Below are 15434 nucleotides of genomic sequence, written 5' to 3'. Positions count from 1 at the left end.
GTGAAAGCCTGGGTGGTACTTACTGCGGCGGGCAGCGGTTCACGCCTCGGGGCTACTGTTCCGAAAGCTCTAGTTTCGGTTGACGACAAGACCATTCTCGGTCTGGCACTTGAACGGATAGCAGGGAGCGATCATGTTCAAGGAGTGGTTGTCACCTGCACGCCGGGCTATGAGAAGGATTTTGAGCGCGTAGTCTCGCGGAGTCTTGGCTCCGATGTTCCGTGGATGGTTGTTCCCGGTGGGACTAGTCGCCAGGGCTCGGTGTATGAAGCACTCAAGGCGATCGTCCTCTATTTCGACGTGGCGCGACACAATGCGCGGGAGCTAAGCCCGGGGCAGGCAGTAGGCGCTACGGTTGACGCAGCGTCTCCTATACCGCGCGAATCGGCGCATGCGGACGCTGAACCGGTTGAGGAAGCTGACCGGTCACCGGACTTTGGTGGTCCCGCTGCCGACCTTCCGGTCCTGGTTCATGATGCTGCACGGTGCTTGACCCCTACCGAGTTGTTCGACTCGGTCATTGAGGCAGTTTATTCCGGTGCTTCAGCGGTGATCCCTGTGATGCCGGTCGTCGACACGATCAAGGCAGTTGACCCGGCGACGGGCATTGTGCGGAGCACCCTAGATCGAACAACGCTGCGTACCGTGCAGACTCCGCAAGGTTTTAGATGGGAACCCCTGTATCAGGCGCACGTTGCTGAAGCCTCTCGCGGCGCTTCTGAGACTGACGCTGCGACCGATGACGCCGGACTTCTTGAGGCGCACGGAGTTCCGGTGTTGACGGTCCCGGGTGACCCGAAAGCGTTCAAGGTAACTGTTGCTGCCGACCTTGTCGGGTTAAAAAGATCGTTGAAGAAAACGTGAACAAGAATGGCCCACCGCGAACACTCTGGTAACTTCGAATAGTTCGGCGCTGAACAAATCCATCAACACGGAGGACAAATGTCAGTCGAAGAGAGTGCACTGGTGCCCGGCGGGGAGACTCCGCTGAGTGTTGGCTCAAGCCAGACAGTAGGCAAGTCGAAGATAGCTAGTTGGGCTCTGTGGGACTGGGGTTCGGCGGCATTTAATGCCGTAGCGACGACGTTCGTCTTCACAATCTTCCTGACGGGCGACGGGAACTTTACCAGTAGCTATCAGGCGAATCAGTATCTGTCGTGGGGTCTGGCAGCTGCGGGTGTGGTTATCGCACTACTCGCGCCAATAACCGGACAGCGAGCTGACCGCAGTGGAAAGGGCGCGAGGGTTCTCGGTTGGTTTTCCTTGCTGGTCTTCATCTGCCTAGGACTAATGTTCTTTGTCTATCCGCAGTCCCCGCTCGGTCCAATCGGGGCGCTATGGCTAGGTATCGGACTGTTGGGCGTTGGCAATATCTTCTTCGAATTTGCCTCAGTCAACTACAACGCAATGCTGAACGACATTTCGAACTCTGAAAATCGAGGAAAGATCTCGGGTATCGGTTGGGGTGCTGGATATCTCGGTGGCATCGTCCTGTTATTGATCCTCTACTTCGGTTTCATCAACCCCGAAGTCGGACTTTTCGGCATAACTAGTGCGAACGGGATGGATGTCCGTGTCTCAATGGTGATCGCGGCTCTTTGGTTCGGTATCTTCTCTCTTCCGGTAATTCTGAACCCTCCGAAGAAAAAGACAATCAAGCAGGCGGGACCACGCGAGACGCTACTCGATTCATACAAGCACCTCTTCGCCACGATAAAGCTGCTTTGGAACGAATCGCGCAACACTCTTAAGTTCCTAGTTGCCTCAGCCATATTCCGAGATGGACTGGCCGGAGTGTTTACCTTCGGTGGAGTCATCGCCGCTTCGGTTTTCGGGTTCAGTCCCGGTGAGGTCATCATCTTTGCGATCGCGGCGAACGTCGTCGCCGGATTGGCAACTATCGCGTTCGGTCCCCTTGATGACAAGTGGGGCTCACGCACCATCATCATGATCTCACTGGTGCTGATGGTCTTCCTCGGACTTGGAGTGTTCTTCTTCCAGCAGTACGGCCCGAAGATTTTTTGGATATTTGGCCTGGGTCTGACGGTGTTTGTTGGCCCGGTTCAGTCGGCATCCCGGACTTTCTTAGCGAACTTGGCGCCTGAGGGACGTGAGGGTGAAGTCTTCGGCCTTTATGCCACAACTGGCCGTGCGGTCAGCTTCCTTTCTCCACTGATGTACGGCTTGGCCATCACGTTGGGCGGAGCGATTATCGGCGGGACCCCGACGTACTGGGGGATCCTGGGAATCGTGCTCATCCTTGTCCTCGGTTTGCTACTGATGATCCCGGTGAAATCACAGAACGAGCAGATAAGACTTCACGATCACCCGACAAGCTGACAGTGGTTCAAGCAATCCACTTGAATGATGGCGGCGTTACCCTAGTGGACCGAGTAGGGCGGGTTTGCCGCCCGCTTAGCTCGCGGTGGCATCAGAAGAGGAGCCTCCCGAGTGTTTGCTACCGTGACAGCGCGGTAGCTCGAAGGTCTCTTGCGTTTTTCGTTCCCAACGTGCCACGGCAGTAGATACGTTGCGTTCGCTCAATAACTGGGTTGGTTATTGGGTGAGTAGTGCGGTTGCCAGTGCGGCGAGGCCCTGTTCTTGTCCGAGGAATCCGAGTTTGTCCGTCGTAGTCGCCGCCAGTGTTACTTCCGCGCCTCCGAGCGCTTCAGAGAGCGCCGCCGCTGCTTCGTCTCGGCGAGGACCGATCCGAGGGCGTTCGCCAATCACCTGAACCACAACGTTCTCGATCAACCATCCGTTTGCATCGAGGAGACGCTTAGTTTCTCTGAGCATCGACTCTCCACTTGCTCCGGCCCATCTCGGGTCCGAGGTGCCGAACACGCCTCCCAAATCACCGATACCCGAAGCAGTCAGCAAAGCGTCGCAGATTGCGTGGGCTACAACATCGGCGTCCGAGTGCCCCTCAAGTGCACGTTCACCCGGCCATTCAAGGCATGCGATGTGCAGTGTACGTTCAGAGTACGTGCCTTCTGCTTCGAACGCATGCACATCAACACCCTGACCAACTCGAATCCGCTGTCTCATGCTCTGAATCATAGGGGGCATCATCATGGGGGTATCGCGTGATTCGTCGTTCCTTACAAGGTTGCCAATCAGATAGGGGACTTTTCGCCGCGTTTTCGCGGCGTGTTGCTCCCCTATCTGATTGGCAACCGGAAGGGGTTTTGGCGGGCGAATGCTGAGAGTGCGCGGATGAGAAATATATTGTCACGCAGACGAGGAGATCTGGGTTCTTTCGGGGTGAAGTTCAATCTCATCGACAAGTACCATGGAGCCATGGATCTACGCCTATATGACACCAAGTCGGCTGCACTGGTTCCGTTCGAACCACTGCAAGAAGGCAAGGCGTCCATTTACCTGTGTGGTCCAACGGTTCAGGGTAGCCCCCACATTGGTCACCTCCGGGCCGCCGCCAGCTTCGACATACTGATTCGTTGGCTGTTGCGCAGCGGCCTGGATATAACCTATGTCCGCAACGTCACTGACATCGACGACAAGATACTGAACAGGGCGGCCGACAGCCGTGAACCCTGGTGGGCGGTTGCGCAGAGGTATGAGCGCGAATTCCAGAGTGCCTACGCAACGCTCGGAATGATTCCTCCAACCATCGAGCCGCGCGCGACCGGGCACATTACCGACCAGATCGAACTGGTACAACGGCTTATCGAACGCGGCCACGCGTACGAGGACGGGGCGGGTAGCGTCTACTTCGACGTGTCCTCTCAGCCTGACTATGGTTCTCTCACCCACCAGAATCCCGCGGACCTTCTTAATGATGACGAGGAGTCAACCCCCGGCAAGCGCAGCCCCCACGACTTCGCACTGTGGAAGGCTCGCAAGGACAGCGAACCTGAGACCGCTTCGTGGCCGTCACCCTGGGGACCTGGACGCCCGGCCTGGCACTTGGAATGCTCAGCGATGTCTAAACGTTATCTCGGCGAATCGTTCGATATTCACGGAGGCGGCATCGATCTTCGTTTTCCCCATCACGAGAATGAACAAGCCCAGTCACACGGGGCGGGCTGGGACTTCGCGAATCTTTGGGTCCACAACGCATGGGTGACAACTCAGGGCGAGAAAATGTCCAAATCAGTTGGCAACACGCTGGCTCTTGACTCGCTGCTGCAGCAGGCTGCGCCCCCGGTCATTCGCCTGGCATTGTCGTCGGTCCACCACCGTTCAACTATTGAGTGGGGGCCGCGGACACTGGAGATGGCTCAGGCCAACTGGGACAAGATTGCGGGATTCGTTAGCGAGGCGACGGGGATTGTCGGAGAGCCCGAGTCCATCTTCCTCGACCCCACACAACTTCCTGAAGAGTTTACTGAGGCGATGAATGACGATCTCAACGTTTCTGCTGCGCTCGCGGTCATTCACGAGCATGTGAAGCTTGGTCGAAAAGCTCTAGCCAATGACGAGGAAGAAGCAATCCGTGAAGAATTGCTTCTCGTACGCTCAATGATGGATGTCCTCGGGGTTGACCCGGGTTCCTCCGACTGGGCAGATAACACGTCGGATGCGTCAACTCTCGGTGACCAGACGGCCGGGGTAGCAGCAGCGCTGATTGACGAGGTCCTCCGGATGCGTCAGCGTGCACGCGAGCAAAAGGACTGGGAGCAGTCGGACAGCATCCGCGATGCACTCGCAAAGTTGGGCATCGCAATCAAAGATCAGCCCGAGGGAGCCACGTGGGGTCAGGAAGGCTGGGCGACCTATTTGAGTGGAGTCTCGCGGGCATACGGGCAACTGCGCCAAACCCGAGCCGAAGCACTAGGGATCAGGAAGAGGACTGATGAAGGGTAACCAAGCGCGTCGAGGTGCGACGTCAAAGAAGTCTCAGTCCAACGCGGGCCCGAAGGTTGGGTCCGGGGGACGTCACCGCAAGGCCCTCGCAGGGAAGGGCCCGACACCTAAGGCTGAGGACAGAACTTGGCATCCGGCTCACGCCAGAAAACAGGAGCGTGAGCAAAAGGCCAAGCAGGATGCCGCAAGAGTCAAGGCACAGACGAGAACTCCGGTTCGCGCAACAGAGGGCAACGAAATAATCGTCGGGCGTAACTCGGTCCTGGAAGCGGCGAGGACAGGGATAGAGGTTAAGCGGATCTTTATCGCTGCGGATCCTGCTCAGGGCAAGATGCAAGAGGTGTATGAGGCGCTGGCGAACACGGGCGCTCCGTTTGTCGAGGTCACTAAGCGCGATCTGGACCGGGCCAGTGATGGTGCCGCACACCAGGGGATAGCAGTCGAGGTCTTGGGCTACCAATATCTCGATCTCGATGAACTAATCGTTGACGCTCTGCAGAAGGCTGAGCCTGGCATGCTGGTGGCCCTCGACCACGTGACCGACCCTCACAACCTTGGTGCGGTTATTCGTTCTGGAGCGGCGTTCGGAGCCGACGGCCTCATCCTCCCCGAGAGGCGAGCCGCCGGGATCGGGGTTACGGCGTGGAAGGTGTCTGCGGGAGCTGCAGCAAGAATGGCCGCGTCGCAAGTAAATAACCTCGTGAGGGCGCTTGAGAAGTGCAAGGAGGCCGGATTCTTCATTGTCGGTCTCGATGGCAACGCCGATTTCTCGGTCAGAGGATTGGAACTGGCAACTGAGCCGCTGGTTCTAGTCACCGGAGCTGAAGGTTCAGGGCTTTCACGTTTGGTTCGCCAGACGTGCGATGTCATCGTTTCGATCCCTATGACCGGCGAGGTTGAGTCACTGAACGCCTCGGTCGCCACCGGGATTGCGCTTTACGAAATTAGTCAGGTTCGCGCTAAGGGCAAGAGCTGAGTGCTAGCCCTTAGCCCCGAGACGTGCGGCAGGTAGAGGCGAACCTCGAGACGACAAGTGAACAAGAGAGATTGGGAGAAGGAAGAGTGGCCACTGCTAAGAAGGACACAGACGATCTCAAGATAGCTGGCGACCGTGCGACCGAAACTGCGCGGCGTTGGACGGAGCTTTCAACCCGCTTTCCAGCGGCGCAAGCAGCACGACTGCTGGCCGATGTACTAGATGACCCCAGCGGGCTCCCGTTCACCGTTGAGTTTGTTGACGGAGTGGTCCGCCCGGAGGATGTGAAGGTTGCGGCCGCAAACCTATCCCGACTAATGCAGGAATCACCGGAGTTCCTCCCCACATGGCTGAGGTTTCCCGCAAAGGCTGGTGGCGTAACCGCGAAGCTGGCTCCCGAAGCGGTGGTTATCGCCGCCCGCAGGATATTTCAGGCATTGGTCAAGGACTTGGTTTTGGATGCCAGACCGGAGAAACTGGGCGCCGCGATCAAGAAACTTAAAGAGAACGGATCTCGCCTCAACCTGAATCTGCTGGGTGAAGCTGTGCTGGGTAACAGAGAGGCCGCTTCCCGTCTCAGCAAGACCTTTGATTTGCTAAAGCGCGACGACGTTGACTATGTCTCGCTCAAAGTGTCTTCGGTAGTTGGCCCGCACTCAGAGTGGGGTCATCAACAGGCCGTAGATAAAGCATCTGAGATGCTACTTCCACTGTTCCAGTATGCCGCCACGTCACCCACTCCAAAGTTCATCAACCTGGATATGGAGGAGTACAAGGATCTGGACCTCACCCTCGATGTGTTCGAGAAGATCATGGACCGCGAGGAGCTGTTGGATCTTGAGGCCGGCATCGTGATCCAGGCTTACCTTCCAGACGCCCTCCCGGCGATGAAGCGAGTTCAGGAGTGGGCTGGCGCCAGGCGTGCTCGAGGCGGAGCGCCAATCAAGGTCCGTCTTGTTAAGGGCGCCAACCTTGCGATGGAGACTGTCGAGTCCGAAATCCACGGCTGGCCGCTAGCGACTTGGGAGTCCAAAAAGGCGACCGACGCGAACTATCTCCGAGTGCTCGACTGGGCTTTCACCCCCGAACGGGTGGAGAACGTTCACCTTGGCGTTGCCGGTCACAACCTGTTCAGCTTGGCGTTGGCGTGGGAGCTCGCCCAGCTTCGGGGGGTTACCGATGCGATCGACTTCGAGATGCTGGTTGGGATGGCCGACGGACAGGCACAGGCAATCCGGGATGAGGTGGGAGACGTTCTGCTCTACGTTCCCGTTGTTCATCCCCGGGAGTTTGATGTCGCGATCGCCTATCTGGTTCGCCGTCTTGAAGAAAACGCAGCTGAACAGAACTACATGTCCTCAGTCTTCGAGATCGGAACAGATCCACAAACCTTCGCCAAAGAGGAAGACCGCTTTGAGCAATCGCTAAAGATGGCGGTGGGCGAGGGAGATAAACGTTGCCACCCGGCTCGGATGCAGAATAGGCAAAAGGAAACGGCTCGACACATCGAACGGGGCCTTCGCGCCCCCGGAGGCGGTTGGCGCTTCTCCAACACGTCGGATACCGATCCGGCATTGGTTGCAAACCGCGACTGGGCGGAAGAGATTCTCTCTAAGGTCCCGAAGTCAGAACTAGGGTTGAAGACCGTGGAGCAACGGATCGTAAAGACTCCGGCCGGGCTAAATCGAACTATTGAGGCCGCACTCAAGGCGCAGAAGAAATGGGCGGCAAAACCCGCGAAGGAGAGGGCCGACATTCTTCACAAGGTCGGCGTGGAGCTTGCCCTTCATCGCGGTGAACTCATCGAAGTGGCAGCATCTGAGCTCGGCAAGACAATTGGTCAAGCGGACGTTGAGGTGTCGGAAGCCATTGACTTCGCGCACTTTTATGCAGAGCAGTCACTGCTACTCGAAAAGGTTCACGGGGCCGAGTTCGAGCCAGTGAAGCTAACCGTTGTGGTGCCGCCATGGAACTTTCCTCTGGCAATCCCATTCGGCGGAATGGCCGCGGCGCTTGCTGCTGGCAGTGCCGCGATCCTGAAGCCAGCGTCCTCCGCCAAGCGGTGCGGGGCCATGCTGGCGGAGATTCTCTGGAAGGCTGGAGTACCAAAGTCACTTGCTCCACTGGTGATTCCGGCCGATCGCGAGGTCGGACGCGCACTGATCGACAATGACCTAGTCGACCGGGTCGTGCTCACTGGCTCATCCGAGACGGCACAGAAGTTCCTATCATGGCGCCCAGAACTCGGATTGATCGGCGAGACTTCGGGGAAGAACGCAATGATTGTGACGCCTTCCGCCGATCTTGATCTCGCTGTGAAAGACCTGGTTAATTCCGCATTTAGTCACGCGGGACAGAAGTGCTCAGCTGCTTCCCTCGTCATTCTGGTCGGTTCGGTCGGGACTTCCAAGCGTTTCTACAACCAACTGCTTGACGCGGTTAGTTCGCTGGAGGTTGACTGGCCCACTAATCTCGCCTCCGAGATGGGTCCGTTGTCTGAGGAACCGGGAGAGAAGTTACTTCGAGGCTTGACCAAACTTGAGGCCGGACAGCATTGGGCAATTAAGCCCCAACAGAAGGACGGCAGCAATCGTTTGTGGACCCCGGGTGTTCGTGCCGGAGTAAAACCGAATAGTGAGTTTCATACGGTCGAGTACTTCGGCCCGATTCTGGGTGTTATCCGAGCTAAGACGCTCGCTGAGGCCGTTGAGATTCAGAACGCGACGGACTACGGCCTGACTGCAGGGCTGTACTCGCTGAACTCAGATGAGATCAAGTTCTGGCTTGACCGAGTTCAGGCCGGTAATGTTTACGTGAACCGTGGAATCACTGGCGCAATCGTTCGTCGTCAGCCTTTCGGCGGATGGAAGCTTTCGTCAGTTGGAGCGACCGAGAAGGCCGGCGGGCCGAATTACCTCTTCTCGTTCGGTGCCCTCAAACCACAGGTTGAGTCCACGGAGTACGAGGAGGTTGCTCAAGAGGCTATCTCGTACGGGGAGAGAGCTGCTGACAAGAGCCTGCATGTTCGTAAGCCGCAACTGGTTGACTTGCTTGAGGCAGCTTCGACTGTCTTGGACGATGACGAATGGGAGGTGTTGGAGCGCGCCGCCTACAACGCAGAGCACGCCGCTACCTCGGAGTTCGACCGAATGAATGACCCGAGTGCGCTGGCCGCTGAGCGGAACGTGCTTCGATACATTCCGACCGATGCGATTATTCGGGCGGAAGGTGATTGGTCGCTAGTTGACGTCCTCAAGATTGCTGCTGCGGCTGTGGCAACCGGAGAGTTTATCGAGAGTCCGGCTGGTGGCTCTTCCCTGGTTCGCGTCGCTCCCGGCCAGTTTGATCCGCTCGCGACGACTTCGGCAGTGGTCGAGCTTTCGACTGACAAACCGTTGCCCTGGACCATTGATGACTGGGCGACCAAATACGGCTTCAGTCCCATGATTCAGGATCGTGGTGATTTTATCGAGATGCTGAATGGGGACGAGGTTAGCGATGAGGTGCGGGTACGTGCTCTCGGTGTGACGCGCGGTGATATCCAGAAGGATCTCGGTGGCTCGATCGCGGTGGCGGTCTGGGATGGTCCCGCAACGACTGCAGGACGGGTCGAGGCACTACCGTTCTTGCACGAGCAGGCGGTTTCTATCACCACGCACAGGTTCGGCAACCCGACCTCGATCACGAACGGAATTCTGGAGGAAGCTGATTAACCGCGCTGCCATTGTCGGGCTAGGGAACGAGGGACGAGGATCGCGCGAATCCGAGCGGCCCGACTAGCGGAACTCTTCATCCCCGCAATCGATACGTTGAGGGCTTGAACCAGGTCGGTTCTGGCCGTTGATTGTGAGGATTTGGCGTACTTCTCAAGTTCCATGGCGCCCCGAATCCGTCTTGCCGCGGCGGCAGACTCGAAATTGAGAACGCCTCTGTCTTCCAGGTTCTCGATGAGCGCCTCTGCGGTCTTTGCTCTGGGCTTTAGCGCGCCCGAATCAGATCCGTCAAGAAACCCGAGATCGGCCGCTGTATCGACGAATTCATCCCAGGCGGGCTGGGCCGACCGGAGTCCATTTACGATCTTGTTCTTGCGCCAGGCGGTGCGACCAGTTCGCAGTCCGGCAGGCACGGCCAACAAGAGAACGAGAGAAAGAAACCACCAGGCGGAGGATAATTCTGAGGCACCATTGTCCGCGTTCGTTTCGTCTTCGACAATGTTTGCCTGAGGGGTGGGCTCCGGAGTATCTGGTTCCTGAGCCAGGGATTGCTCTTGGGCAGGCTCAGACTGTTCGGGCACGACTTCCTCCCCGGTGTCGGCGCGGAGTCCGGCCCCGCCGGGCGTCGGCTCAAATGCGACCCACCCGAGGTTATCGACGTACACTTCCGGCCACGCGTGCAAATCCCCATTGCTGACGGTTGCGGGAGAACTGCCGTCGAACTGACTGGCATAGCCCACGGCCAAACGGGTCGGGAGTCCAAGTTCCCTAGCCATCACCGCGAAGGCCGAGGCGTAGTGGACACAGAAACCGCTTCGCTGGTCAAGGAGAGCGGTGATGACCGAATAGGGGTCGTCGGGATCAGCGCCCGGATCGTAGGGCGCTGACTCGTTGTACGTGAACTCACCGCTGCGGAACCACTCCTGAAGCGCAAACGCCGTGGTGATTCTGTCACCTCGGTCTCCCGCCGCTTCCCATGCTGTCTCAGCGATTACCGCGGGGACTTCTCCAGGAAGATCGAGGTAGCGCTGGACCTCTTCGGGGGCCTCGAGTATCGAAGAGTATGGCGCGGATTCCGTCGCTGAAAGGTTGGCGAGATTGTCGTACAAAAGCGGCATTGAAGTAGCGGAGTAGCGATCTCCGGTTTGAGTTCGTCCGCCGGGGCTAATGGCCGTTGGCGCGTTCACCGTCCACAACCAGCGGGATACCTCAAAAGAAGTGTCTTCTTCACCAGCGGTAACTCTGAGCGCAGACTGAGGCAGAGGAAGCCAGTCGCTGAGTAAGCCTCGGATCGTGATGGTGACTTCTTGTGTTTCATCTTGAGGGAAGTCATACGGGATTGGCTCGGGACTTACCGTGTCTGCCTGTCGCCAGTGGTAGACGGGGGATCGGGTCTGCGGCATCTCCTCGTCCGGCAACCAACGACCATCTGTGAAGTCGGCCAGAGTCGTCAGCGTGAAGCGGTAGCTTCCCGGGACACTCCCGGTGTAATTGAAGGCCGGAGTGGTGCTACGAGCGCGGAGATCGCGAGCGAGTGTTACCGTCACGTCCGGAACGTCAGCAGAGACAGGTGATGGCAAAAATGCCTGATTCCACATCTTGTCCCGAGCCGCCGGTGCGGCAGCGACCAATCCTCCCGCCATAACAACAGATGCACCGACTGCAAGCAGTGCGATGCCCGTGCGACGCGGAGCCTGGATCCAGACAACTAGAGCGAGGATGATCCCCGCGCCGAGTAGTAGCCCGCCGGGAATCCGGACACCTGTGATCATGGTGGGGACCAGCATTAGCAGCGATAGAACCAATACGGTGGCCATCGGGCTGTTCCCAACAATCAACAGAACCATGCAGAGCACAGAAACTAACAACGCCGCAAGAACTAGAACATCCTCAAACGCGCCGTATGGCGCAAAGGGGGCGATCTCTTGCGAAGTAGTGACCGCTACTTCGTCGATCATTGTTGAGGGGTGACTCAGCCAGAGGTGGATTGCCGCCTTCTCGGCCTGCCCCTGTTGCCACAGGAGCCAAACCAGCGTGGCGCCCAGACCGCCGCTTGCGGCAGACACTCCTCGACGTCCCGGGAACAGGACAAGAACGGTACTGGCGAGAAGAATCGCAGCTGCACCAATGGTGAGTGCTTCAGAAATCCAAGGGCCCTTGAGGAACAAGCGCTCTAAACCGAGAAGCGTAACGCCCCACATGAGGGTGACTAGGACTGCTCGTCCCAGGATCGAAGTGCTTTCGTGATCCTGCGTTTGACTGGAAGACGGAGGATGATCACGGCCCGGCTTTTCCTTGTTAGCGATGCCCTTATGGGGTTTTCTAGCCACCAGAACCCCTCCGCGTTAGGGGAACCTGGTACTGATGCCAGGGCGTTTGTTTACGGAGGAACTGTTCGTCGCGGATGACCCAGAGGATTCCCCTAAAGCGAACCGATCTCAACCGAATATCGAGCTGAGAGGTAAGGCAACCGCTCACTACTCCATCCGGTTCGGAGCGCGATCCAGACTCGTCTGCGTCCGAGGGGCGGATCATCTGTGCATACGCTAGAGACCGCAGCACTTCAAGTCTTGTGCGGCACCCGGGGACCCAGAGCTCTCCTACCTGAAGGTTGAGAGGGCGGCCCGAGCCGATCCAGTCCAGTGCGACTGTGGCGGTGGCCGAGACGGCGACCTCGAACTCGTCTGTACTGGCGTAGCAGGCTCTATCGGCGACAAGCAGAAGTGTGCGATCCTCCTGATGTTCGGGCTCAAAAAGATTGACTAGCAATTGCCCTTGCCTGGCGCTCTGCTTCCAGTGAATCTGTCTGGGGGCGTCCCCGCTTCGATAGTCGCGGACCGATCCTGCTGGAGTTCCGGGGCTGTCGGTCAGCGCCCCGTGCGAAGCGCTGCCCCGCAGTCCGCGGTCATTTCTTCGATGGCTCGTCCCGGGCACCGATTCAAGTGGAACGGGAAGAACCAAAATCTCTCGCGTTACCCCGATTCTCACCGTTCGCACTGTAAGACCGAGAGGATCCGGAATGTTGATACCAGCGATGGTTGCTTTGAACGGTCCTCGTCTGCCGAGGCGGACGGATGCCGTGGAAGTGATGGCGTGATGTCCTGGCGCGCTGAGCGCGGAAACGTACGGTTCTCCACCAACATCCCAAATGAGTTCCATCGGGAGCACGCGCTCTAGGGAGTGGCTGATGGTCCCAACAAACGCCACCTCGTCTCCGACCGACGGATCGTGGGCCAGAGCATCGAGCCTCACCCGGATATGGGCGAACAGTGGAATCGTTAGGCCCCAAAACAGTGCCAGAGCCAGCGAAGACCCAAAGAACGCGACCAAATACCAGATGTCCCGTAACTGAAGAACTATCCACAGCAGCCAGAAACCCACGGCCGCGGCGAGAAACCCCCAGCCTCTTCGAGTTAGCCTGACCGGAACTCTCATCTAACCGGAGTGCGGGATACTATCTCGGCAACCACGACTGTAGCGGCCTGGTGTGCTTCGGTTACGCTCGCAAACCTGCCAGAAAGCGAGAGACGGTGGGGGAGGACAATCTCCGCTAGAGAGGCAATGTCATCGGGAGAGACGAAGTCACGTCCACGGGTCGCGGCGCGAGACTGTGCCATCCGCGCCAGGTGCAGGGTCGCACGAGGGCTGGCACCGAGCGAAAGCTCCGGATGTGTGCGCGTCGCAGAGACAATAGAGACTAGGTACTTGGAAACTTCCTGGCTGATATGGATGTTTGCTATGACCTGTTGGGCGGCAAGGATCTGGCCAATAGAGGCTACGGGCGTCACCTCGTCCAAGGGATCGCCCGGGCCTCGCGCCGTAAGCATTGCTACTTCGGCGGTATTGCTCGGGTATCCCAGGGCAATACGGGTCATGAACCGATCGCGTTGGGCCTCTGGAAGAGGGAACGTGCCCTCCATATCCTGGGGATTCTGGGTTGCCACAACAGCGAAAAGACGCGGTAGCGGACGTGTTTTACCGTCGAGGGTAACCGCCCGCTCGGCCATTGCTTCAAGTAAAGCGGACTGCGCCCGGGGGGTAGCTCGATTTACCTCGTCCGCAATCGCGATGTTCGTGAAGATCGGTCCTGGGTGAAAACGGAACTCACGACTGTCCTGGTCATAAACCGAAAGGCCGGTAATGTCTGTGGGGAGCATGTCCGCTGTGAACTGAATGCGTCGGACATCTGCTTGGATCGACCCGGCGAGGGCCGAAGCTAGTGTCGTTTTCCCGGTTCCAGGTACATCTTCAAGAAGCAGATGGCCGCCTGCAAGAAGGGTAAGAATCGCAGACTCGACAGCGGCGGGCTTCCCGTTGAGTACCTGACTAAGGGAGGTCGCGATACGGCGCGCCAGCCCATTTACGTCAGCCAGTTCTTGGGTCGTGTGCTGCTTGGTCACCATCGAATTCCCTTCGCCCCCTCAACTTTAGGGGTCAAGGTCGGGTATCGGTAGAACATAACGGTCCATGTTCGTGAGCGGACGTGGACACTAGCGGAGCGCGGATTGCTAGCCCACTAGACTCGATTAGTAACTAGTCCCCTTCACAAAGGACCAGGGATCATGCCAGGGATTATCGTCGTTGGAGCCCAGTGGGGCGACGAAGGCAAAGGCAAAGCCACAGATCAACTAGGGACAGACGTCGATGTGGTGGTGAAGTTTAACGGAGGTAACAACGCCGGTCACACGGTTGTTATCGGCGACGAGAAATACGCGTTGCACCTACTTCCGGCGGGAATACTCTCACCGACTGCGACCCCGGTTCTCGGCAGTGGGGTTGTTGTTGACCCCGAGGCGTTATTTGACGAAATTGATGCGATGGAGAGTCGTGGAATCGACTGCTCAAGGCTAGTGATCTCGGCAAACGCTCACGTGATCCCGCCTTACAACCGCCTAGTAGACCGCGCGGTTGAGAAGGCGCTCGGAGCGGGTCAGATTGGGACGACCGGACGAGGGATTGGCCCGACTTACGCCGACAAGGCCTCCCGGATCGGCATTCGCATCCAGGATCTATTGGATGAGGAGATTCTGCGCGCCCGCGTAACCCGTGCGGTGCGCGAGAAGCAGGAAACCCTCGGTGCCTATGGGCTTGAAGAAGAGATTGACGCTGAGCAGATCACCCAGCAACTGCTGGAGTTCGGCAAGCGGATTGAACCAATGATCGTGGATGCCTCGCTACTGGTCAACGAGGCGTTGGATGCGAACAAGAAGGTCCTATTCGAGGCGGGACAAGCGGTAATGCTGGACCTTGACCACGGGACATATCCGTACGTCACCTCGTCCAGCACCACCGCGGGCGGTGCGCTGACGGGTGTTGGCGTGGGTCCGACCAAGATCGACCGTGTGATCGGGGTCGCTAAGGCTTACACCACTCGTGTCGGTGAAGGTCCGTACCCGACTGAGTTGTTCGGGGAAGCGGGCAACCATTTGCGTGACCTTGGCGGGGAGTACGGTGTGACTACAGGACGACCCAGGCGAGTTGGCTGGGCCGATGCGGTTGTGTTGCGTTACGCCACACGGATCAACGGTCTGACGGACATTGTGCTGACCAAGTTGGATGTCCTCGACAGCTACGAAACGCTTCCGGTTGCCGTGGGGTACGAGGTAAATGGTCAGGTCACGCGGGAGATGCCGGTTCTTCAGAGTGAGTTTGCTGCTGCGAAGCCTGTGTACGAGGATCTGCCGGGCTGGCAGGAAGACATCACGGGGATTCGGGAGTACGAGGATCTGCCCGAAGCGGCCCGGAACTACATCGAGTTCCTTGAGGAGCAGGCCGATTGCCGAATCTCGGCGATCGGGGTCGGTCAGGACCGGGAGGCGACAATAGTGAGGCATCCCCTCATCTAGCGCCGCTCCCTCCTCCCTTTTTTGGTTTGCCAATCAGATAGGGAGCCGACACGCCGGAGAGACGGCGTGAAA

The 15434-nt window shown here is 58.2% G+C and carries 10 protein-coding genes; 6 read left to right on the top strand and 4 right to left on the bottom strand.

Features of this window, described 5'->3' with window-relative positions:
- Positions 1-864 (top strand): 2-C-methyl-D-erythritol 4-phosphate cytidylyltransferase, encoded by an 864-nt coding sequence (locus U6G28_01750; protein ID WRS30441.1) that lies wholly within the window; start codon positions 1-3, stop codon positions 862-864.
- A 78-nt stretch (positions 865-942) separates the two neighbouring features.
- Positions 943-2340 carry an MFS transporter gene (locus tag U6G28_01745; protein ID WRS30440.1) on the top strand — a complete coding sequence of 466 codons (1398 nt, stop codon included), beginning with the start codon at positions 943-945 and terminating at the stop codon, positions 2338-2340.
- A 216-nt stretch (positions 2341-2556) separates the two neighbouring features.
- Here the strand turns inward: U6G28_01745 and ispF are convergent, their stop codons facing one another.
- Positions 2557-3048, bottom strand: a complete 492-nt coding sequence (gene ispF, locus U6G28_01740; GenBank protein ID WRS30439.1) for a 2-C-methyl-D-erythritol 2,4-cyclodiphosphate synthase — start codon at positions 3046-3048, stop codon at positions 2557-2559.
- A 252-nt stretch (positions 3049-3300) separates the two neighbouring features.
- Here ispF and cysS point away from each other — a divergent pair, with 252 nt between their 5' ends.
- The 3 genes from cysS to U6G28_01725 all read left to right on the top strand — a co-directional run bounded on the left by cysS (position 3301) and on the right by U6G28_01725 (position 9516).
- A complete protein-coding gene (gene cysS / locus U6G28_01735) occupies positions 3301-4827 on the top strand; it encodes a cysteine--tRNA ligase (protein ID WRS31175.1) in 1527 nt (508 codons plus the stop codon).
- On the top strand, positions 4817-5803 hold the full coding sequence (gene rlmB / locus U6G28_01730) for a 23S rRNA (guanosine(2251)-2'-O)-methyltransferase RlmB (protein WRS30438.1): 987 nt from the start codon (positions 4817-4819) through the stop codon (positions 5801-5803). Before cysS ends, rlmB begins: the two co-directional genes overlap by 11 nt.
- An 86-nt stretch (positions 5804-5889) precedes the next feature.
- A complete protein-coding gene (locus U6G28_01725; protein WRS30437.1) occupies positions 5890-9516 on the top strand; it encodes a proline dehydrogenase family protein in 3627 nt (1208 codons plus the stop codon).
- Here the strand turns inward: U6G28_01725 and U6G28_01720 are convergent.
- Genes U6G28_01720 through U6G28_01710 form a run of 3 tightly spaced genes read right to left on the bottom strand, consistent with a single transcriptional unit; the run spans position 9513 to position 13919 of the window.
- Positions 9513-11846 carry a transglutaminaseTgpA domain-containing protein gene (locus tag U6G28_01720; GenBank protein WRS30436.1) on the bottom strand — a complete coding sequence of 778 codons (2334 nt, stop codon included), beginning with the start codon at positions 11844-11846 and terminating at the stop codon, positions 9513-9515. The genes U6G28_01725 and U6G28_01720 overlap by 4 nt on opposite strands.
- Positions 11839-12951 carry a DUF58 domain-containing protein gene (locus U6G28_01715; GenBank protein WRS30435.1) on the bottom strand — a complete coding sequence of 371 codons (1113 nt, stop codon included), beginning with the start codon at positions 12949-12951 and terminating at the stop codon, positions 11839-11841. The genes U6G28_01720 and U6G28_01715 overlap by 8 nt, the downstream gene beginning before the upstream one ends.
- Positions 12948-13919, bottom strand: a complete 972-nt coding sequence (locus U6G28_01710) for a MoxR family ATPase (GenBank protein ID WRS30434.1) — start codon at positions 13917-13919, stop codon at positions 12948-12950. Before U6G28_01710 ends, U6G28_01715 begins: the two co-directional genes overlap by 4 nt.
- Positions 13920-14078: 159 nt before the next feature.
- On the opposite strand from U6G28_01710, the gene U6G28_01705 reads away from it, so the two are divergent.
- Complete coding sequence (locus U6G28_01705; GenBank protein ID WRS30433.1) at positions 14079-15362, top strand: adenylosuccinate synthase; 1284 nt, start codon at positions 14079-14081, stop codon at positions 15360-15362.
- The last annotated feature ends 72 nt before the right edge of the window (positions 15363-15434 follow it).

The sequence above is a fragment of the Actinomycetaceae bacterium MB13-C1-2 genome, assembly GCA_035621235.1.
In the GTDB taxonomy this organism is placed as follows: domain Bacteria; phylum Actinomycetota; class Actinomycetes; order Actinomycetales; family Actinomycetaceae; genus Scrofimicrobium.
The sequence above is the reverse complement of the archived record's forward strand: the minus strand, read 5'-3'. Positions and strand labels throughout refer to the sequence as shown.